The organism is Streptomyces sp. GL_140 (assembly GCF_057834465.1).
Genome location: NZ_CM174404.1, coordinates 7,241,414 through 7,260,578 on the forward strand (window position 1 = coordinate 7,241,414; position 19,165 = coordinate 7,260,578).

Here is a 19,165-nt window from a genome sequence, read left to right on the forward strand (position 1 = left end):
GCGTGGGGTCGGTCCCGATCTCCGCATGACGTACGAGAGGGAGGCGGCACGCCGATGACCCGGGTGCTGGTGGTCTCCGCCCGCCACGGCTCCGAGGAGAAGATCCGGGCCCTGGACGCGGGCGCCGACGACTACATCACCAAGCCCTACAGCATGGACGAGCTGCTGGCCCGGCTGGGAGCCGTCACCCGGCGCGTTCTGGGGCGGGACCCGGTCGCCGCGGCCGAAGCGGTCGTCGAGACCGAGGAGTTCACCGTCGACCTGCTCGCCAAGAAGGCCAGGCGCGGAGGGAAGAACATCAGGCTCACGCCGACGGAATGGCACGTCCTAGAGGTCCTCATCCGCAACCGGGGCCGACTGGTGAGCCAGCGGCGCCTGCTCCAGGAGGTGTGGGGTTCCTCGTACGGCACGCAGACCAACTACCTCCGGGTCTACATGGCCCACCTCCGGCGGAAGCTGGAAGCCGACCCGTCGCATCCGCGCCATCTGATCACCGCCCCCGGCATGGGGTACCGCTTCGAGATGTGAGGGCCCGGCGGGCTCTTCCTCAGACTGTCCGGGCAGTGGTCCGGGGTGCCTGCGGGGCAGGGGCAGGGGCAGGGGCCGGGTCGGCGGCAGCGGCAGTGGCCGTGGCCGCTGCCGCGGGGACCGAGGGGGCGGTGAGGGCCGGGTCCACGGTCAGCAGCGAGGCTCCGAGCGGTTCCGCCAGCGCGCGCAGGGCCGCCTCCGAGAGCCGGATCCAGGGCTGGCCCTCACCGAGGGTGGCGGTCAGCCGCTCCGCGGTGGTGAAGCCGACGGCGGTACGGGCACCCAGCGGGGTGCGGAACAGGCGCAGCACCACCTGTGCGGGTCCCGGCCGGGCCGGTACGTACAGGGGCCCGGCCGGGACCCGTTCTTCGGGCTCGGGGTCGTCTTCGTACCGGAACAAACACATGGGGCCCTCCCAGAGGAACCACGAGTGGCAGTGGAGGCCCGGGCGCGGGGAGGCGGTCCGGGGCACGACATCGAAGCTATCCCCGCGTCCCCACCCCTGTGATCGCCCCATGACGGGACCTTGACGACGATCGGCCGAGTCCATACGCATCACTGACAGGCGGCGCCGGGGGCCCCGCGCCGCCTCCGGTCGGACAGGGCCGCAGCCCTTGCCCGTTCACTCCAGCCCGGAGACCTTGAAGACCGTGTGAGCCGTCTCGCGGTCGATGCGCCCCGCCAGTTCGCGCAGGGCGGTCGCGCCGCGCAGCAGGGTGCCGCGCTCGATGGAGGTACGGGTGTCCGCGTCGAGACGCCGCCACATCGCGGGATTGCGGACGAGGACGGCCGGGTCGAGCTCGACCCGGGCTCCTTCCACGTCCCGTAGGACCATCCGCTGGGAAACCCCGTCGAACCACTGGACCGAGACGAGGGCGTCGGTACGGACACGGTGCTCGACGAGAAGTCCGCGGGCGGTCAGCAGACCGGGCCGGGTGGAGATCCGGGGCGGCAGCATGACCACGAAGATCAGGACGGCGAGGCCGGTCCAGAGGGCGCCGCGGATCACGTCGAGCCGGCCGACGCCCGCGTCCAGCGCGAACAGGGCGGTGCAGAACAGGGAAGCGATGCCGATCGCCGATCGTCTGTCGGAGGCCCAGCGGATGTCCTGTGCGAGCGGCCCGGGAGGCCCCGCGTGTCCGGCTCGCGGGCCGGGCGCGGACCGAGTGATACGTCGTCCCATGTCGGCGACGCTATGACCGGTCGGGTCCGGGGCCGCGAACCCTGATGGACTCCTGACGCCGCGGAGACAGCATCTTGACGGGTTGACGGGGTGACGCCGTGGTCCTCCTCGCACCTGGCAGGGAAGTAGTCCAAAAATCTATTCTGGAAAATTGCCTTACCGGCCAGACTCTCCGCATGACCGGTCGTACACCCGGCGAACAGCCGAAACCCGAAGAGCAGTGGCCAGCGGTGCCCGGCGGGTTCGGGCCACCGCCCGAACCCGGCGGCCACGGCACGTTCGGGCCGCCGCCGCAGCCGTGGACGGTCGCACCGGATGCGGGCGCCCCTTCGGGCATCCGTGCGGGCGACCGGTTCAAGGGCCGGCCGGCCGTGGTCGCCGTCGCGGCGCTGGTCGCCCTTCTGCTCGCCATCGGCGGCGCGTACCTCGTCCTCGGCAAGCCCGCGGATCCCGTCGCGCGAGGCGACAAGGAGCAGGCCGTACCGTCCGGTTCGCCCTCGATCGATCAGGGTGACGGCAAAGGCCCTGGTGTCGGCCGTGACGTCTACGATCCCAACTTCGACATCCAGCCGGGTCAGGCCCAGGTGTGGCTGCGTGACAACCAGACCCGGGTAGTGGGCGGTGGCACCCGGCAGTTCGGCCCGTGGCGGGTGGGCGACGTAGTGGTCAAGGCGATGTTCAAGGAGGTCACCGCCTATGCGGTGGCCGACGGCCAGGAGAAGTGGAAGGTCTCGCTGCAGACACCGCTGTGCGGGGCTCCGCCGGCCCCGTCCGCGAACGGCAAGCTGGTCCTCGGCGTCCATGAGAGCGACTCGCTGACCTCCCATTGCACGGATCTCCAGCAGGTCGACCTCACCACGGGCAAGGCGGGGTGGAAGACAACCGTCCCGCAGGAGAACCGCTTTGACACCACGACGGAATTCCAGTTGGCGATCACCGGTGACACCGTCGCCGTCGCCCGGACGGCCAACATGAGCGGCTTCTCGGTCACGGACGGCAGGAAGCTCTTCGGTACGTCGAAGGAGAACGGCTGCTACCCGACCGAGTTCGCCGGGGGCTCGCGCCTGATCGGCGTACGGAACTGCTCCGACCAGATGATGATCCAGGAAGTGGACCCGGCGACGGGCGTCCCCAAGTGGAGCTACACGTACGACAAGGGCTGGAACCTCGGCCGGGTCCTGTCCGTGGACCCGCTGGTGGTCGCGGCCTACCACAAGGACGGGAAGGCCTGGAACATCACTGCGTTCACCGCGGACGGCAAGGTCCGTTCGCAGAGCGACGCGGCGTTCGGGGTCACCGGCCGCTGCAACGGCTGGGGCAACGCGAACGGCCTCCAGGAGTGCTACGCCGCCGTGGCCGACGCGGACACGCTCTACATCGGCGCGGGCAAGACCGGTAAGGAGCTCGGCATCGACGACACCAACCAGGTGGTGGCCGTCGACCTGAACACCGGCAAGGAGAAGTGGCGCACGGCCGAGCAGCCCAAGCGCCGCACCATGTGGCCGCTCGCGATCGAGAACGGCAGGGTCGTCGTGTACATCTCGCCCGGCATCGACGAGGGGGGCTCGGTCGTGTCCCTCGCGCCGGCCGACGGCGCCTCGCAGCCGCTCCTGCAGAGCCCGGCCGCGGCCGCAGGCGCCGAGGACGTCTTCTACGGCTCGGCCGTCCGCATCGCCTGGACGGGCGGACGGCTGTTCCTGCTCAACGGCAGGGTCGAGAGCCCGGAGCCCCGGAAGGCGAGCCGCGCGATCCTCTCCTTCGGTAAGTAACCCGCGTACGACACGTCCGACACGTCCGACAGGTACGAAACCAGTGAGGGGCACCATGCAGGACACCGACAGGCGGAGGAGAGCGTTCGGGATCTACGCTGTGACGGCGGTCGCGGTCACGGCTGCCGTCGCCGGCATCCTGGTGGTCGTCCACAAGAACGAGGACCGCGCCGAGGCCTCCTCGACCGCGGGCTGGAAGACCGTGGTCAACCCCGAGCACGGCACCGCGTTCGACGTCCCGCCGGACTGGGAAGTCCTCAAGCCCGAGGTCTTCGGCGGCTATACGGACCACAAGGACCCTGACAAGGTCCTCATCGGTCACACGGCGCCCGCGTTCTACAAGTCGAAGTGGTGCAGCATCGACGGCGACGGCGACGGCGTGGTCACGGACACCGCCCTCGGCACCACCGGCACCAAGGGCGCCGACGGTGCCAAGGACACCACCGAGGTGGCCGAGAAGACCGCACCGACCTGGGTCTACGCCGCCTACACCCAGCCCGACAAGAGCATCGTGAAGTGGGACAAGCCGGTGGAGTACACCACGAAGTCCGGAGTCAAGGGGACCTACGTCAAGGCCCACTCCGAGGGAGCCAAACAGCCTCACCGCTGCGCCGGCGACGGCAAGGCGATCGTCTTCGGCTTCCAGAACTCCAAGGGCGGCTTCGTCGCCTGGGACTTCTACGGCCGCACGGGGGTCCCCGGCGCCGTCAGCGACGACCTGATCATGCGGATCCTGAGCACGGTCCGCCTGTCGGGAGACCCGAAGGAGCCCACGCCCCTGCCGTGAGCCGGATCGTCTCCTCCGGCGGCCGACGGCGGCCGGCGGCGGGTTACGCGGCCGCGAGCCAGGGCGGGAGCGGTTCGCGGCGGGCGTGCCAGGAGGCGGGGGCGGCGGCGGTGCCGGTGCGGGCGGCGACCGTGCCGCCGGTGATGGCACAGGTGGTGTCCACGTCGCCGAGGCCCTCGGCGGTGGTCCACAGGGCGTCGGTGAGGCTGTCCATGTGGTGGGCGGCGGACCACAGGGCGAAGGGCACCGTGTCGCTCGCGCGGATCCGCATTCCGTTGCCCAGGATCCCGGCGGCCTCGCTCGGGGCCGTGTCGCCCGGGAGGGCCGCGGCCCTGCGGAGCCCCTCGGCCACGGGGCCCGCCGGGGTGCGGTCGGCGACCTCGTGCAGCAGCGCCGACGGCAGGGGCGCGGTTCCGCCGCGGCTGCGGGCCGCCAGGGCGGCGGCCAGGGCCACGGCCACGGCTCCCGCGACGCCCTCGGGGTGGGCGTGCGTGACCTCGGCGGAGAAGGCCGCCTGCTCAGCCACCTCGTCCAGGTCCTCGTGGAACCAGGCGCCCAGGGGGGCCACCCGCATCGCGGCACCGTTGCCGAGGCTGCCTTCGCCGCCGAACAGGGTCCGGGCCCGCGTGCGCCAGCTCGACGGGTCCCGCGCGAGCTCAGGAAGCAGCTGGTGCATGCCGTACCCGTAGCCGCGGTAGGCGTCGTCGAGGTACGCCGCCGCGAAGGCCTCCGCCAACTGGTCCCGGTGCACGGCCCCGTGGATGGTCAGGACCCGGTGGACCGACAGCGCCATCGCGGTGTCGTCCGTCCACTTCCACGGGGACTCCTCGGGCGTGGTGCGCTCCCGGATCTGGTTCAGGGCCGCCCGGCCGTGGCGCAGGCGCGGGAACCAGCGCTCGCCGAAGGCGTCGCCGAGGGCCAGGCCTTCGAGGGAGTCGCGTGCCGCGTCGGGTCCATGGGCTGCATGAGCCGTGTGAGCTGCTTGGGGTGCGTGGGGGTCGTCGGAAAGGGGCATGTGCGCATGGTGGCAGGGGGGTTCGGGCTATGCATCCGGATTCTTGACCGGGCGGCCCGCGTGGAGTTCCAGGGGGCCGGTGGCCGTGGTGCGGGCCTTGAGACAGGCCTTGATCTGGCGGCGCAGGGCCGGTTTCACGAAGGAGCGCAGATCGGCCCGGAGGACCGTGCGCCACTGGAGCAGCTCCGAAGCGGGCAGCCGGATCCGGGCCAGGGCGCGGGCGTCCAGGGTTCCGCCGTCGTAGAGGAAGCGGATGCGGGCCGGATAGCCGGGCCGATGGGACCAGTTGACGGCCAGCAGCCGTCCCGGCGGGACGTCGAGGCCGAGTTCCTCGCGGACCTCGCGGTGCGCGGCGGCCCGCGGGATCTCGCCGAGGTCGCTGTCGATGCCGCCGCCCGGCAGGTGCCAGCGGTCCGGATTCCCGTACGCGGGCTGCACCAGGAGCACCGCGCCCGCGGAGTCGGTGAACAGCACGCTCGCCGCCGTCAGGGCCTTGGGGCGGGCGGCCCGGTGACCGGCGGTGTCGAAGGCACCCGCGTGTTCCAGGGCCGCCCGGCGCTGCGGATCCAGGCCGGCCGGGGAGCCGGGCTGGGGGACGCCGTCGATCAGGTGCGCCAGCGAGCCCGTGCGCAGGGCGGCCAGGCCGGCCCGGAGCCGGGGCGCGATCCGGTCGGGCAGGGCCTCGTAGGCCTCGTCCGGGGTGAGCCAGCGGGCCTCGGTTACCTCGCCGTCCGGGAAGGAGATCGCGGAGGCCTCCTCCGGGGTCAGTGGTCCGACGAGGTGGGCGTGGACGACGAGGGAGCGCCCGAGGGGGCCCGGCGGGCGGGAGTCCACGGCCAGCAGTCGGCCCACCGGCACGCTCAGGTCCAGTTCCTCCTTCAGCTCCCGGGCCAGCCCTTCCTCGGGGGTCTCGGTGTCCTCGACGCTCCCGCCGGGCAGTTCCCGATCCGTCTTGTACGAGGTGGTCAGTACGAGGACCCGCCCGCGGGAGTCCAGCACGATCCCGGTGGCGGCCATCAGGGGAGCGGACCGGGCTGCGTAGTAGGCGCGGACCGGGTCGGGGTAGGAGGGGTCGTCCGGCACGGGGGCTCCTGGAGTGCGGGGGGTGCGGGGGTGCGGGAGGTGCGTCGGGGCCGGCTGGCCGGCTGGTCGGCCGGGGCGCGGGCACGGTGATCCGTACCCACTCGGCGAGTGTCCATGGTGTGGACCCGGGGGAGCGGCGGCAGGCCAGATGTGCGGGATTGGCTCTGCTGGGCAGGCCAATTCTGCTCCAGGCTGGAGCCGGCGCCGGAGATTGGTCTGGTGTCCGATGGAAGGAGACCGTCATGTCCAACGAGTTCACCACCCTCAGCGACCGTGCCGAGCGCGCCCTCCAGCAGCGCCACGAGCGGCGCCTCCCCGCCGCGATCCCGGCCCTTCCCGTGCTCCGCGAGTGGGTCCATGGGCTGGTCAGGGCCGTACGGGAGCCGGGGCGATGAGCCGGGTGGTGGTCGGGGTGAGCGGTTCGCTCGGCAGCCTCGCCGCCCTGCGGGCGGGCGCCCGCGAGGCGCGGCTGCGCGGCCTGGAACTGGTGGCGGTAATGGCCTGGTCCCCGCCCGAGGGAGAAGGTCTCTTCGCCCGGTTCCCGGACCGGGGCTGGGCCGCCATGTGGGAGGCCGAGGCCGCCGAGACCCTCGACCGGGCCTTCGCGGAGGCGTTCGGCGGGGACCCGGCGGGTGTTCCGGCGGTACGCAGGCACGTGCTGCGGGGTGACCCGGGCCGGACCCTGTGCGCCGTGGCCGGGAGGCCGGACGACCTGCTGGTCATCGGCGGCCGCCCGGGGCGCCGCCATGGCGGGCGGGTGGGCCGCCGACTGCGCGGGAACGCGGTGTGCCCGGTGCTGACGGTGCCGGCGCCGGTGCTGCCCGGGGCGTGGCTGCGGCGGCTCCGGCGGGCCACCGCGGCGGACTTCGAGGTCGGCCGCGGCGGTGACGGGAGCAGCGGCGGGAGCAGTGGCAGCAGTGGAGCCGGAGCTGGCGGAGCCGGCGGCGCGGGTTTCAGGCGCGGGCGAGGAGCAGGCCGCCCATCGTGACCATGGTCGCCGCCACGAGCCCGTCGAGGACCCGCCAGGACGAGGGCCGGGCGAACAGGCCGCTGAGCAGCCGGGCGCCGTAGCCCAGCGCGCCGAACCAGATCAGGCTCGCCAGACCCGCCCCGATGCCGAACGCCCAGCGCAGGTCGCCGCGGTCGGCGGCGAGGGAGCCGAGCAGCAACACGGTGTCGAGGTACACGTGGGGGTTGAGCCAGGTCATGGCCAGGCAGGTCAGCACGGCGGCCCGGGTGGTGCCGGAAGCGGGTCCGGCCGCGGGGACCGCCGAGGTGGCGGAACCGGAGCCCGCCTCCTCGGCCTTGAGGGATGCGCCGGGCACGGGGCGCAGCATCCGGCGGGCGGCGAGGACCCCGTAGCAGATCAGGAAGGCGCCGCCGACGAGTCCGACCAGGGTGAGCGCGGGCGGCCAGGCGGTGACGAAGGCGCCGACGCCGGCCACGCCGAGGGCGATGAGGGCGGCGTCGGAGAGGGCGCAGATGGCGACCACGGCGAGGACCGAGTGGCGGCGTACGCCCTGGCGCAGGACGAATGCGTTCTGGGCGCCGATGGCCACGATGAGGGAAAGTCCGGTTCCGAAGCCCGCGAGGCCCGCCGCGATGATGCCGTGTGTCATGTCTTCGACCGTAGGCGTGCGTGGCGTGCGTAGTACAGCTAAAGATTCTTACGTAGCATTAGCCGCTGTGATGGATGAACTGCCTGTGGACCAGGTGCGGACCCTGCTCGCGGTGATCGACGAGGGCACTTTCGACGCCGCGGCCGCCGCCCTGCACGTGACCCCCTCGGCCGTCAGCCAGCGGGTCAAGGCGCTGGAGCAGCGCACCGGTCGGGTGCTGCTGATGCGGACCAAACCGGTGCGCGCGACCGAGTCGGGTGAGGTCGTCGTGCGCTTCGCCCGGCAGCTGGTCAGGCTGGAGCGCGACGCGCGGGCCGAGCTCGGGATGGTGCGGGGCCTGGGGCCGGTGCGGCTGCCGATCGCGGTCAACGCGGACTCGCTGGCCACCTGGTTCCTGCCCGCGCTGACCCGGGTGCCGCAGGATCCGCCCGTCTGCTTCGAACTGCACCGCGAGGACGAGGGGCACGCGACCGCGCTGCTGCGGGACGGTCGCGTGATGGCGGCCGTGACCTCGCAAGCGGAGGCGGTGGCGGGGTGCACGGTGCGCAAGCTGGGGCTCGCGCGGTACCTGCCGGTGGCCAGCCCGGGGTTCGCGGCCCGGCACCTGAAGGGGAGGGTGGACCGGGACCTGCGGGTGGCCCCGGTGGTCGTCTTCGACCGGCTGGACCTGATCCAGGACCGCTTCGTGCGGATGCTGACGGGGGACGAGGGGGCCGGGGCCTCGGAGGTACGGCACTACGTGCCCACGTCGGAGGGGTTCTGCGATGCCGCGGTCGCCGGGCTGGGCTGGGCGATGGTGCCACAGGCGCAGGCGGGGCCGCTGTTGAAGGAGGGGCGGCTCGTGATCGTCGCGCCGGGACGCAAGCTCGACGTTCCGCTGTACTGGCAGCAGTGGAAGCTCGAGTCGCCCGCGCTGTCGACGGTGGCGTCGGTGATCGCCCGGGCGGCGGCGGAGGCACTCCACTAGCGGAGGCACTTCACTGGGCGGGTTCCCGTGGAGCCCCGGGCCGGGCACGGGGAACGCGGTGGCGCCCGGATACGGCGGCAGGGCCCGGACCGCGTGTCGCGATCCGGGCCCTGCCCCCTGCGGTGCCGCCCTGCGGCGCGCCGGTGTGTCAGCTCTGTGCGGTGTCTCCGCCCGCCTGCCCGGCGCCCTCGGCCGCGTCCGCCTTCTCGCGCATCTTGCGCAGCAGCTCCGCCTTCTGGTCCGCCGCACCCTGGCGGTCGAGGTTGCGGTGCGGACCGTTGTTCTGCCGTTCGGCGCGGGACTGCCTCTTGCGCTGGCCGCCGCCCTGGCCCACGGGGTTGTTGATGTTCTTGCTCACGGTCATGACAAAGACGGTACCCGGTTCCGTCGGCCCGGCACACCAACCTCAGGCGCCGACGTAGGCCGCGAGGTGCTCGCCGGTCAGCGTGGAGCGGGCGGCGACCAGGTCGGCGGGGGTGCCCTCGAAGACGATCCGGCCGCCGTCGTGACCGGCGCCGGGGCCGAGGTCGATGATCCAGTCGGCGTGCGCCATCACCGCCTGGTGGTGTTCGACGACGATGACCGACTTCCCGGAGTCGACGAGCCGGTCGAGCAGGCCCAGCAGCTGCTCGACATCGGCGAGGTGGAGACCGGCGGTCGGCTCGTCGAGGACGTACACCCCGCCCTTCTCGGACATGTGCGTGGCCAGCTTGAGCCGCTGCCGCTCGCCGCCGGACAGCGTGGTGAGCGGCTGGCCGAGGGTGAGGTAGCCGAGGCCCACGTCGGCGAGCCGGACCAGGATGCGGTGCGCGGCGGGGGTGGCCGCCTCGCCCGCTCCGAAGAACTCCTCGGCCTCGGCCACCGACATCGCCAGCACCTCGCTGATGTCGCGGCCGCCGAGGTGGTGCTCCAGGACCGAGGCGTCGAAGCGCCTGCCCTCGCACTCCTCGCAGGGGGTGGCCACGCCCGCCATCATCGCCAGGTCGGTGTAGACGACCCCGATGCCGTTGCAGTTGGGGCAGGCGCCCTCGGAGTTGGCGCTGAACAGGGCGGGCTTGACCCCGTTGGCCTTGGCGAAGGCCTTGCGGATCGGGTCGAGCAGTCCCGTGTACGTGGCCGGGTTGCTCCGCCGCGAACCGCGGATCGCGCCCTGGTCCACCGAGATCACCTCCGTGCCGAGCGGCCCCGACAGGCCGGGCAGCGAGCCGTGCACCAGCGAGCTCTTGCCGGAGCCGGCCACGCCCGTGACGACGGCGAGCACACCGAGCGGGATGTCCACGTCGATGTTCCGGAGGTTGTGCGCCGTGGCGCCCCGGATCTCGAGCGCGCCGGTCGGTTTGCGCACCGTCTCCTTGACGGCGGCCCGGTCGTCGAAATGGCGGCCGGTGATGGTGCCGCCGGTCCGCAGCCCCTCGACGGTGCCCTCGAAGCAGACGGTGCCGCCCGCCGATCCGGCGCCGGGGCCGAGGTCGACGACGTGGTCGGCGATCACGATCGTCTCCGGCTTGTGCTCCACCACGAGCACCGTGTTGCCCTTGTCCCGCAGCCGCAGCAGCAGGCCGTTCATCCGCTGGATGTCGTGGGGGTGCAGCCCGATGGTGGGCTCGTCGAAGACGTAGGTCACGTCGGTGAGCGAGGAGCCGAGGTGGCGGATCATCTTGACGCGCTGGGACTCGCCGCCGGACAGCGTGCCCGAAGGCCGGTCGAGCGAGAGGTAGCCGAGGCCGATCTCCACGAACGAGTCGAGGGTCCGCCGCAGCGCGTCGAGCAGCGGTGCGACCGAAGGCTCGTCGAGGCCCCGTACCCAGGCGGCCAGGTCGTTGATCTGCATCGCGCAGGCGTCGGCGATGCTGATCTTCTTGATCTTCGAGGACCGGGCTACCTCGCTGAGCCGGGTGCCGTCGCAGTCGGGGCAGGTGGTGAAGGTGACCGCCCGCTCCACGAACGCCCGGATGTGCGGCTGCATCGCCTCCTTGTCCTTGGACAGGAAGGACTTCTGGATCTTCGGGATCAGCCCCTCGAAGGTGAGGTTCACGCCCTCGACCTTCACCTTGGTCGGCTCCCGGTAGAGGAAGTCCTGCATTTCCCTCTTGGTGTACTTGCGGATCGGCTTGTCCGGATCGAGGAGGCCCGACTCGGCGTAGACCCGCACGGTGAAGAAGCTGTCGGACTTCCAGCCGGGGATGGTGAACGCACCCTCGGCGAGCGACTTGGAGTCGTCGTAGAGCTGTGTGAGGTCGATGTCGGAGACCGCGCCCCGGCCCTCGCAGCGCGTGCACATGCCGCCGGTGCGGCTGAAGGTCCGCGTGACGGTCTTCGTCCTGTCGGCGCCGCGGTCCACCTTGAACGCACCGCTCGCCTGGACCGAGGCGACATTGAAGGAGAAGGCCTGAGGCGATCCGATGTGCGGCTTCCCGAGCCGGCTGAAGAGGATGCGCAGCATCGCGTTGGCGTCGGTGGCGGTGCCGACCGTGGAGCGGGGGTCGCCGCCGAGGCGCTGCTGGTCGACGGAGATGGCCGTCGTCAGCCCTTCCAGCACGTCGACCTCGGGGCGCGCGAGCGTGGGCATGAACCCCTGCACGAAGGCGCTGTAGGTCTCGTTGATCAGCCGCTGCGACTCCGCGGCGATCGTGCCGAAGACCAGGGAGCTCTTGCCCGAGCCGGAGACCCCGGTGAACACCGTCAGCTTGCGCTTGGGGATCTCGACGCTGACGTCCTTGAGGTTGTTCACGCGCGCGCCGTGCACACGGATCAGGTCGTGGCTGCCGTCGGCGCCGTGCGGCGCCGCAGACGGGGCGCCCGTCGGGACGTCCGACCGGCTGTCCGTCTTCCTGGCCTTGCTCATCGTCTCTCCATCAGCTCGACGGGGCCGCGTGCGCGGCGGCATTCCTCTGTTTACCCGATCGGCGGTGTCGGCCGGGGCGGCGCAACGCCCATACGACCGACACCGCCGGGCTCACTGTGCGAGGGGCCGACTGAAGCGGATCATGTTCCCGGCCGGGTCGCGGAAGGCGCAGTCGCGGACGCCGTACGGCTGGTCGACCGGCTCCTGGAGCACCTCGGCGCCGGTGGCGCGGATGTGGTCGAAGGTGGCGTCGACGTCGTCGGTCGAGAAGATCACGCCGCGCAGGAGGCCCTTGGCGAGGAGTTCCGCCACGGCCTCCCTGTCGGCGGCCGAGGCGTTGGGGTCGGCGAGCGGGGGTTCGAGGACGATCTCCACTCCGGGCTGTGCGGGGGAGCCCACGGTCACCCAGCGCATCCCGGCGAACCCGACGTCCTTGAGCACCTCCAGGCCGAGGGCGTCACGGTAGAAGCCGAGCGCCTTGTCGTGATCGTCGACGGCGATGAAGCACTGCGAAAGGTTGATTTCCATGTGCTTCACGCTACGAGCGGCCTGTCCGGTCCTGCTTCTCCATTCCTGACCGCTTGGTCCGGCCTGCCGGACGAAGATCTCGGCGGCGGCCGCCGCGCGCCCCTGGCCTGCGATGAGGCAGCGGGCAGGGCATAGGCTGCGGGCATGGAGTCCTACACGATCGGTCAGGCGGCACGGCTGCTCGGCGTCAGCGTTGACACGGCCCGGCGATGGGCGGACGCGGACCGGTTCCCGACGCGCCGCGAGGGCACGCGGCGCATGGTGGACGGCCCGGACCTGGCCGCGTTCTGCGTGGAGGCCGCGCAGGAGGCTTCCGACGGCGACGAAGCCCCGTACACCTCGGCGCGCAACGCCTTCCCCGGCATCGTGACCGGGGTCAAGCTCGGCACGGTCGACGCGCAGGTGGAGATCCAGGCCGGGCCGCACCGCATCGTGTCGCTGCTGACGCGGGAAGCGGTGGAAGAGCTCGGGCTGGAGGTCGGGGCGCGGGCGACGGCCCGGGTGAAGTCGACGAGCGTGTTCATCGACAAGGCCTAGGCCGAAAAGAGACGACCCATGGAGCCGCCGCGCGTCGCAGGGGCGGCGGCGTCGGCTCAGTGCGCGGAGGCCCTGAGCCACTTGGCGGCCTCCCGCGCCGCGTCCACGGCTCCGGCGCGGGCGGCCTCGCGGTCGGAGTCGGTCCGGGTGTAGGTCAGGGTGACCAGCAGGTTGCTCAGGCGGAAGCAGACCTGCGCGGTCGCGGGGCGCGCGGGGTCGGGCGTACGGAAGCGGATGAAGGCCTCGTCGGCCACGTCCGGGACGACCGCCGGGGTGGTCTGCTCCCAGCCCGTCAGGTCCTCGCGCTCCTCGCGCAGGTTCTTGACGGCGAGGCTCTCGGTGACGCGGAAGGGCTGGAGGAAGATCCCGGCCCGGTTCGCGCGCTCCTCGCGCGGGGCGGCCCAACTGCACGAACCGTTCTCGGCGCGACCGCCGTAGGAGGTGGGCACCAGCCGGTGCACGGTCTCCGGGGACAGCAGTTCGCACGGCCGGGGGTCGGCGGTGAAATCGCCCGGGTGGTTCAGCTGCCAGTACTTCCACCCGAGGAATCCGCAGGCGGGCACGACGAACAGGACCATGAGCAGGAGGCTCGTCAGCGTGGAGGCGCGAAGGCGTGCGGGTCTGCCGGGTGGTGTGGTCACCGCGGCAGCATAGGGGGCCGTGTCCGAGAGCCGCACAAACGTTTCCGCATGTGCCCGGGCGCAGGGCGCCGCGGAGCCGGTGGCAGACTGGCCGGTGATCCGCCGAAGGGGAGTACGACGTTGTCCATGTTCAGCAACCTGCGCCGGGCCGTGCGCCGCGGCTACCACCGCGCCGTCGACCTCAGCCACCCGGCCCGCTCCCCGCTCGGCAGCGCCGTGGTCAACTGCATCGTCTACCGGGACGGTGAGCGCCAGGACGGCACCGCCGACGCCGGCGAGGCGCTGCGCCGGGTCCGCAAGACGGGCGAGGGGTTCGTCTGGATCGGCCTGCACGAGCCCGCGCAGGCCGAACTCGCGGGGCTCGCCGAGCTGTTCGGCCTGCACCCGCTCGCCGTCGAGGACGCGGTCCACGCACACCAGCGCCCCAAGATCGAGCGCTACGACGACACCCTCTTCGCCGTCTTCAAGACCGTGAGCTACGTGGAGCACGAGGAGCTGACCGCGACCAGCGAGGTCGTGGAGACCGGCGAGCTCATGGCCTTCGCCGGCCAGGACTTCGTGATCACCATCCGGCACGGCGGCCGCGGCACCCTCGGCTCGGTCCGCGAGGAGCTGGAGGCGGCTCCCGAGCAGCTGGCGAAGGGGCCCGTCGCCGTCCTGCACGCCATCGCCGACCACGTGGTCGACGAGTACATGGCCGTGACGGACGCGGTGCAGAGCGACATCGAGGCCGTCGAGGCCATGGTCTTCAGCGAGTACGACGGCCGCGGCGACGCGGGCCGGATCTACCAGCTCAAGCGCGAACTCCTGGAACTGCGCCGCGCGGTGGCCCCGTTGAGCCGGCCGCTCCATCAGCTGAGCACGCAGCCGATAACGGTCATCCCGCCGGAGATGCGCACGTACTTCCGCGACGTCGCCGACCACTTGACCCGCGCCACGGATCAGATCAGCGCCTACGACGCCCTCCTCGACTCCATCCTCCAGGCGCACCTGGCGCAGGTGACCGTCGCCCAGAACGAGGACATGCGCAAGATCACCGCCTGGGCGGCGATCGTGGCCGTCCCCACGATGGTCTGCGGGGTCTACGGCATGAACTTCGACAACATGCCCGAACTGCACTGGACCTACGGGTACCCGATCGTGCTCGGTGTGATGGCCGTCGCCTGCTTCGTCATCCACCGCGGCTTCCGGCGCAACGGCTGGCTCTGAGCGCGGGCTTGGGGTCGCGGGGGAGTCCCGACGGGGTCGTCGCCTGGCCGAATCCGGCCGCCGGGTAAGGTCCGCTTGAACAGGGGATCACGGGGAACGGTCAGGTGGGGACGGACATGGATCAGCAGGCAGTGGCGAACGCGGTGTTGGCCGGGCGGCGAGTGCGGCTGGAGCCGCTGGAGCCCCTGCACCACGACGGGCTGTGCGAGGCGATCCACGACGGCAGGCTCTGGGAGCTCGCGGTGACGATCGTCCCGCACCCGGACGAGGTGCGGGAGTTCATCGACAACGCCGTGGCGGCGCGCGCGGAGGGCACGCAGATTCCGTACGCGACGGTGGACGCGCAGAGCGGCCGGATCCTCGGCTCGACCCGGCTGATGGTGATCAACACGAAGTTCCGGCGGCTGGAGATCGGCTGGACCTTCCTCGCCGAGTCCCGGCAGCGGACCGGTGTGAACACCGAGGCGAAGCTGCTGATGCTGACCCATGCCTTCGAGGCAATGGAGATGAACCGGGTCGAGCTGCTGACGGACGTGCGCAACGCCAAGTCCCGCGCCGCGATCGCTGGTCTGGGCGCCACGCACGAAGGGGTGCTGCGCCACCACATGCTCATGCCCGACGGCTGGATCCGCGATACCGCGGTGTACAGCATCACGCGCCCGGAATGGCCGGACGTCAAGAGTGCGCTGCAGGGTCGCGTGGCGGCGGGACGCACCTCCGCCTGACCCGACTCGCAGTCGCGCCCTGGCCCCCTACCGCTCCGCGCGGGCCAGGAAGTGGTTGGCGGCGTCCTCGTACGTGGCCAGGTGCCAGCCCGCCGCTTCGAGGGCCGGCCGCAGGTTCGGCTCGGCCAGCGGGTCGTCGGGGCTGACGGCGCGGCCGTGGCGGGCGGCGCGTTCCGCGCGGCCGGAGGGGTGGAAGAGCAGCAGCTCCCCGCCGGGCGCGGTGACGCGGGCCCATTCGCGCAGGGCGGTGTCCGGATGCGGCAGGTGGTCCAGGAGCCCGGCGGCGAAGATGCCGTGCACGGCGCCGTCGGGCAGCGGGAGCCGCCCGCAGTCGGCCAGCAGCAGCCCCGCGGCCGGCCCGCCGCGGCCCGCGTCGGAGGCCGCCGTGAGCATGGCGTGCGTGAGGTCGACCCCGATCACGGTGCCGGCGGCTCCGACCAGGGCCCGTAGCGCGGGCAGGGCGCGGCCGCTGCCACAGCCCAGATCGAGCGCGCTCTGGCCGGGCCGCAGCCGCATCCGGGCGACGGCGGCCTCGTAGGCGGGGGTCTGGTAGGCGAAGCGCTCCTCCCAGGCGGCGGCCCGGGGTGTGAAGAAGGTCCGGGTGGCGGTGGTCTGGGCCCGTCCGGCGACCAGCTCGGCGAACCGGCGCAGTACCCCGTGGTCCGCCTCGTCCGGGACCGGGAGCCCCCACGCGCTGGCGCCGACGCGGAATCCGTGCGCCGCGGCGGCGCCGCCGAGCAGCGGGTCGGTGGCCCCGCACCCGGTGCCGCCCGAGCCCGCGGCCTCCGCGAGGAGCCGGGCGCCTTCTCCGAGCGCGAGTACGGGGACTTCTGCGGCCAGCGCCGGGCCGACGAGGGGCAGCGCGTCGGGGGTGGCGGTGGGGGAGAGGATCAGTGCGTCGATGCCGGTGAGGGTGTCGGGGAGCGGGTCGTCGGCGCCGGGACGGAACGGGTGGATCCGCAGGCCGGCCGCCTCGATGGCAGCCGTGGGCGCTTCTCCGATCACGAGGACGGCCATCGGCCACTCCATCCCTTGAACACGCGCCGGCGTGCTGTTGCCGCACATGTGGTTCCAGCAGCCGAAACCGACCGCATATGCGTAAGGATGCCTCGTCTTGACTCTCATATGCCAGGGGCCCGCGCGCCGAACACCGCTGATCGGCGCGCGGGAGCTCCCCCCTCACGTCACGGTCGCCGGCGAGAGAGCCGCAAGCGCCAGGCCGGTGGCCGTGGGTGTCAGGCCAGTCAACCAAGGGTCGGGGTTTCCCGGGAATTGGTTCCGAATACGGAAATCCCGCCCTTCACGGGCGTCGAACTGGTTGATGCTCCAAGAGCAGAACGGCCCGTTCCGAGGGGTTGAGTCGGCGCGACGTCTGGTAGTAAAGTTTCCTAACGAAGTCGCCCGAGCATCAACTCCCTCATGGAGGTACCGTGTTCACCCCCCACCGCAAGCGACTGGCCGTCAGCGCCCTGTTGGGTACTGCCCTCCTCGCCGTACCCGTCACCGCCCACGCGACCGCCGCCGCCCCCACAGCGGCCCCGGCCGCCGTGCAGGGTTCGGTGGCCGCCGCCGTCGGGCTCGACGATCCGGTGAAGAAGGACATCGCCATGCAGATCGTCTCCAGCGCCGAGAACTCCTCGCTCGACTGGAAGGCGCAGTACAAGTACATCGAGGACATAGACGACGGCCGCGGCTACACGGGCGGAATCATCGGGTTCTGTTCCGGCACGCACGACATGCTGGAGCTCGTCCAGTACTACACGAGCATCAAGCCGGGCAATGTCCTCGCCAAGTACCTCCCCGCCCTGAAGAAGGTGGACGGCAGCGACTCGCACGCCGGCCTCGACCCCAACTTCACCAAGGACTGGGCGAAGGCGGCCGCCGACTCCGACTTCAAGAAGGCCCAGGACCACGAGCGCGACCGGGTCTACTTCAACCCGGCCGTCAGCCAGGGCAAGGCCGACGGGGTGGGCGCGCTCGGCCAGTTCACCTACTACGACGCCATCGTCATGCACGGTGACGGAACCGACTCCACCAGCTTCCGCAACATCCGCAAGCGCGCCCTCTCCAAGGCCAAGCCCCCGTCCCAGGGCGGCAACGAGACCACCTGGCTCAACGCCTTCCTCGACGCCCGCGTCTGGGCGATGAAGCAGGAGGAGGCGCACAGCGACACCAGCCGCGTGGACACGGCGCAGCGGGTGTGGGTCAAGAAGGGCAACTTCAACCTCAACACCCCGCTGGACTGGAAGGTTTACGGGGACTCGTACCACATCGGCTGACGGTTCCGGCCGATCCGGGCGGCGCCCCGGGGTGGACCCCCTCCCCTCCCCGGGCCGTCGCCCGCCGCCGCTCCGCCCGCCGCCGCAGCGCCCAGCCCGCCAGTACCGCCGCGCCCGCGAGCCCGTACGCCACCGGGGTGGTCTGCCCGCCGAGCGTGCGCACCGAGACGTACGCCGCCAGGCCCGCGACCGCCACCCCGAGCCACTCCGCGCGCCCGTCCAGCGCCACCAGCGCGATGAGCAGCAGCGCGTACCACGAGTACCCCGGAGTCATCAGCAGGAACGCCGTGCCCGTCACCAGCAGCGCCCCGCTCCAGGGCTGCCGGGGATCGCCGCGCCGCCACACGTACGCCACGACGGCCAGGATCCCGACCACCACCGCGGGCACCGCCCAGGAATCCGGAAGCACGAGGCGCAGCAGCGCGTACCGGCCGCCCGCGCCCGGATCCTCGTACCCCTCCTCCTGCGCGTAGCCGCCCAGGTAGCCGAAGACCGACGAGCGCGAGACGAGCACGTACGGCAGGTACGTCAGCGCCACCACCGCGGCCGCCGGAACCAGCAGCGCCGCGGCGTCCCGCCACCGCCGTACGCCGGCCAGCGCGCCCGGCAGCAGCACCGCGGGCAGCAGCTTCGCCGCGATCGCCAGCCCGAAAAGCGCCCCGCCGAGGACCCGCCTGCGGACGACCACCCCCAGCGCCGCCACCGAGAGCAGTACGGCGAGCACGTCCACGTGCGCGTTGTTCACCGCCTCCACCGCCACCGCCGGACACCAGGCCCAGTACGCGACGTTGCGCAGCCGCGCGCCCCGGCGGCGCTGGATCAGCAGCAGCGCCCCGGTGACGGCTAGCGCCAGCAGGGCCCCGCCCACCTGGAAGGCCTTGTGGCGCACGCCCGGTGGGGAGAGGACGTGCACGAGCCCGAACCAGCCCTCGGCGACGGGCGGATAGATCGTGTGCACGGTGGGCCGGTTGATCCGGGTGCACACCCCCGGCTCGACGGGCACCAGGTCCGGATTGTCGGCGCAGGCGGCCTTGCCCCGGGGGAACAGCCAGTCGTCGCGCAGCGCGCGCAGCGCCGGATCGGCGGGGGCGTGGTCGTACGGGGAGATCCCCGCGGCCTGCACCCGCCCGTCCCAGACGTAGCGGAAGGAATCGGTGCTGGTCAGCGGTGGGCCGGCCAGCCCCGCGGCGCAGACGGCCACCGCACCCGCCAGCACGAGCGGGACCAGGAACCGGTCCGGCACCCGGCGCAGTGACCACACGGCCGCGGCGAACAGTGTCCACGCGGCCGCGTACCAGCAGGTGAGCCCGGCCGGGTCGGAGGAGTAGCCCTCCTCGCGGACGGCCGGCACGAGCGCGGCCGTCAGGGCGGCGAGCAGCAGCACGGTGAGGGCGACGCGGGCCCGGGGGAGGTTCGCGCGGGGGCGGTTCATACGGGTCAGCCTGGCAGC

General features: G+C 72.3%; 20 protein-coding genes and 1 pseudogene. 10 read left to right on the forward strand and 11 right to left on the reverse strand.

Going from position 1 to position 19,165, the window contains the following annotated elements; genetic code table 11:
* Nucleotides 1-63 precede the first annotated feature (63 nt).
* Nucleotides 64-528 (forward strand): annotated as a pseudogene (locus AC3IYJ_RS33635) (winged helix-turn-helix domain-containing protein); the annotation flags it as partial.
* 19 nt (nucleotides 529-547) lie between these two features.
* On the opposite strand, the gene AC3IYJ_RS33640 reads toward AC3IYJ_RS33635, so the two are convergent.
* Together AC3IYJ_RS33640 and AC3IYJ_RS33645 are read right to left on the reverse strand one after the other, a co-directional pair.
* Nucleotides 548-934, reverse strand: a complete 387-nt coding sequence (locus tag AC3IYJ_RS33640; RefSeq protein WP_489398273.1) for an SAV_915 family protein — start codon at nucleotides 932-934, stop codon at nucleotides 548-550.
* Nucleotides 935-1,150: 216 nt separating this feature from the next.
* Nucleotides 1,151-1,711: a hypothetical protein gene (locus AC3IYJ_RS33645; protein WP_489398274.1), complete on the reverse strand. Its 561-nt coding sequence runs from the start codon at nucleotides 1,709-1,711 to the stop codon at nucleotides 1,151-1,153.
* A 176-nt stretch (nucleotides 1,712-1,887) separates the two neighbouring features.
* On the opposite strand from AC3IYJ_RS33645, the gene AC3IYJ_RS33650 reads away from it, so the two are divergent.
* Entirely contained in the window at nucleotides 1,888-3,480 is a 1,593-nt protein-coding gene (locus AC3IYJ_RS33650) for an outer membrane protein assembly factor BamB family protein (RefSeq protein WP_489398275.1), read from the forward strand.
* Between the two features lie 100 nt (nucleotides 3,481-3,580).
* Nucleotides 3,581-4,267: a DUF8017 domain-containing protein gene (locus AC3IYJ_RS33655; RefSeq protein ID WP_489398276.1), complete on the forward strand. Its 687-nt coding sequence runs from the start codon at nucleotides 3,581-3,583 to the stop codon at nucleotides 4,265-4,267.
* A 43-nt stretch (nucleotides 4,268-4,310) separates the two neighbouring features.
* Here the strand turns inward: AC3IYJ_RS33655 and AC3IYJ_RS33660 are convergent, their stop codons facing one another.
* Both AC3IYJ_RS33660 and AC3IYJ_RS33665 read right to left on the reverse strand, forming a co-directional pair.
* Entirely contained in the window at nucleotides 4,311-5,282 is a 972-nt protein-coding gene (locus tag AC3IYJ_RS33660; RefSeq protein ID WP_489398277.1) for an ADP-ribosylglycohydrolase family protein, read from the reverse strand.
* A gap of 27 nt (nucleotides 5,283-5,309) precedes the next feature.
* Complete coding sequence (locus tag AC3IYJ_RS33665) at nucleotides 5,310-6,365, reverse strand: NUDIX domain-containing protein (protein ID WP_489398278.1); 1,056 nt, start codon at nucleotides 6,363-6,365, stop codon at nucleotides 5,310-5,312.
* Nucleotides 6,366-6,607: 242 nt separating this feature from the next.
* Between AC3IYJ_RS33665 and AC3IYJ_RS33670 the strand changes: the two genes are divergently transcribed.
* Both AC3IYJ_RS33670 and AC3IYJ_RS33675 read left to right on the forward strand, forming a co-directional pair.
* Nucleotides 6,608-6,760, forward strand: a complete 153-nt coding sequence (locus AC3IYJ_RS33670) for a hypothetical protein (protein ID WP_489398279.1) — start codon at nucleotides 6,608-6,610, stop codon at nucleotides 6,758-6,760.
* Nucleotides 6,757-7,353, forward strand: a complete 597-nt coding sequence (locus tag AC3IYJ_RS33675) for a universal stress protein (RefSeq protein ID WP_489398280.1) — start codon at nucleotides 6,757-6,759, stop codon at nucleotides 7,351-7,353. Before AC3IYJ_RS33670 ends, AC3IYJ_RS33675 begins: the two co-directional genes overlap by 4 nt.
* Here the strand turns inward: AC3IYJ_RS33675 and AC3IYJ_RS33680 are convergent.
* The gene (locus AC3IYJ_RS33680) at nucleotides 7,319-7,984 is read right to left on the reverse strand and encodes a LysE/ArgO family amino acid transporter (protein ID WP_489398281.1); all 666 of its coding nucleotides are present in this window, start codon (nucleotides 7,982-7,984) and stop codon (nucleotides 7,319-7,321) included. The genes AC3IYJ_RS33675 and AC3IYJ_RS33680 overlap by 35 nt on opposite strands.
* A 70-nt stretch (nucleotides 7,985-8,054) precedes the next feature.
* On the opposite strand from AC3IYJ_RS33680, the gene AC3IYJ_RS33685 reads away from it, so the two are divergent.
* On the forward strand, nucleotides 8,055-8,951 hold the full coding sequence (locus AC3IYJ_RS33685; protein ID WP_489398282.1) for a LysR family transcriptional regulator ArgP: 897 nt from the start codon (nucleotides 8,055-8,057) through the stop codon (nucleotides 8,949-8,951).
* A 148-nt stretch (nucleotides 8,952-9,099) separates the two neighbouring features.
* On the opposite strand, the gene AC3IYJ_RS33690 is transcribed toward AC3IYJ_RS33685, so the two are convergent.
* The 3 genes from AC3IYJ_RS33690 to AC3IYJ_RS33700 all read right to left on the reverse strand — a co-directional run bounded on the left by AC3IYJ_RS33690 (nucleotide 9,100) and on the right by AC3IYJ_RS33700 (nucleotide 12,324).
* Nucleotides 9,100-9,315: a DUF6243 family protein gene (locus AC3IYJ_RS33690; protein ID WP_489398283.1), complete on the reverse strand. Its 216-nt coding sequence runs from the start codon at nucleotides 9,313-9,315 to the stop codon at nucleotides 9,100-9,102.
* 42 nt (nucleotides 9,316-9,357) lie between these two features.
* Nucleotides 9,358-11,796 carry an ATP-binding cassette domain-containing protein gene (locus AC3IYJ_RS33695; RefSeq protein WP_489398284.1) on the reverse strand — a complete coding sequence of 813 codons (2,439 nt, stop codon included), beginning with the start codon at nucleotides 11,794-11,796 and terminating at the stop codon, nucleotides 9,358-9,360.
* A gap of 111 nt (nucleotides 11,797-11,907) precedes the next feature.
* Nucleotides 11,908-12,324, reverse strand: a complete 417-nt coding sequence (locus tag AC3IYJ_RS33700) for a VOC family protein (protein ID WP_489398285.1) — start codon at nucleotides 12,322-12,324, stop codon at nucleotides 11,908-11,910.
* Between the two features lie 144 nt (nucleotides 12,325-12,468).
* Between AC3IYJ_RS33700 and AC3IYJ_RS33705 the strand changes: the two genes are divergently transcribed.
* Nucleotides 12,469-12,861 (forward strand): TOBE domain-containing protein, encoded by a 393-nt coding sequence (locus tag AC3IYJ_RS33705; RefSeq protein ID WP_489398286.1) that lies wholly within the window; start codon nucleotides 12,469-12,471, stop codon nucleotides 12,859-12,861.
* Between the two features lie 56 nt (nucleotides 12,862-12,917).
* On the opposite strand, the gene AC3IYJ_RS33710 is transcribed toward AC3IYJ_RS33705, so the two are convergent.
* Nucleotides 12,918-13,502: a hypothetical protein gene (locus AC3IYJ_RS33710; RefSeq protein WP_489398287.1), complete on the reverse strand. Its 585-nt coding sequence runs from the start codon at nucleotides 13,500-13,502 to the stop codon at nucleotides 12,918-12,920.
* 126 nt (nucleotides 13,503-13,628) lie between these two features.
* Between AC3IYJ_RS33710 and corA the strand changes: the two genes are divergently transcribed.
* Both corA and AC3IYJ_RS33720 read left to right on the forward strand, forming a co-directional pair.
* Nucleotides 13,629-14,711 carry a magnesium/cobalt transporter CorA gene (gene corA, locus AC3IYJ_RS33715; RefSeq protein ID WP_489398288.1) on the forward strand — a complete coding sequence of 361 codons (1,083 nt, stop codon included), beginning with the start codon at nucleotides 13,629-13,631 and terminating at the stop codon, nucleotides 14,709-14,711.
* A 116-nt stretch (nucleotides 14,712-14,827) separates the two neighbouring features.
* Nucleotides 14,828-15,436: a GNAT family N-acetyltransferase gene (locus AC3IYJ_RS33720; RefSeq protein ID WP_489398289.1), complete on the forward strand. Its 609-nt coding sequence runs from the start codon at nucleotides 14,828-14,830 to the stop codon at nucleotides 15,434-15,436.
* Nucleotides 15,437-15,463: 27 nt separating this feature from the next.
* Here the strand turns inward: AC3IYJ_RS33720 and AC3IYJ_RS33725 are convergent, their stop codons facing one another.
* Nucleotides 15,464-16,453: a class I SAM-dependent methyltransferase gene (locus AC3IYJ_RS33725; protein WP_489398290.1), complete on the reverse strand. Its 990-nt coding sequence runs from the start codon at nucleotides 16,451-16,453 to the stop codon at nucleotides 15,464-15,466.
* A gap of 413 nt (nucleotides 16,454-16,866) precedes the next feature.
* Between AC3IYJ_RS33725 and AC3IYJ_RS33730 the strand changes: the two genes are divergently transcribed.
* On the forward strand, nucleotides 16,867-17,715 hold the full coding sequence (locus AC3IYJ_RS33730) for a chitosanase (protein ID WP_489398291.1): 849 nt from the start codon (nucleotides 16,867-16,869) through the stop codon (nucleotides 17,713-17,715).
* Here AC3IYJ_RS33730 and AC3IYJ_RS33735 read toward each other — a convergent pair.
* Nucleotides 17,663-19,147: a glycosyltransferase family 87 protein gene (locus AC3IYJ_RS33735; RefSeq protein WP_489398292.1), complete on the reverse strand. Its 1,485-nt coding sequence runs from the start codon at nucleotides 19,145-19,147 to the stop codon at nucleotides 17,663-17,665. The genes AC3IYJ_RS33730 and AC3IYJ_RS33735 overlap by 53 nt on opposite strands.
* Between the last annotated feature and the right edge of the window lie 18 nt (nucleotides 19,148-19,165).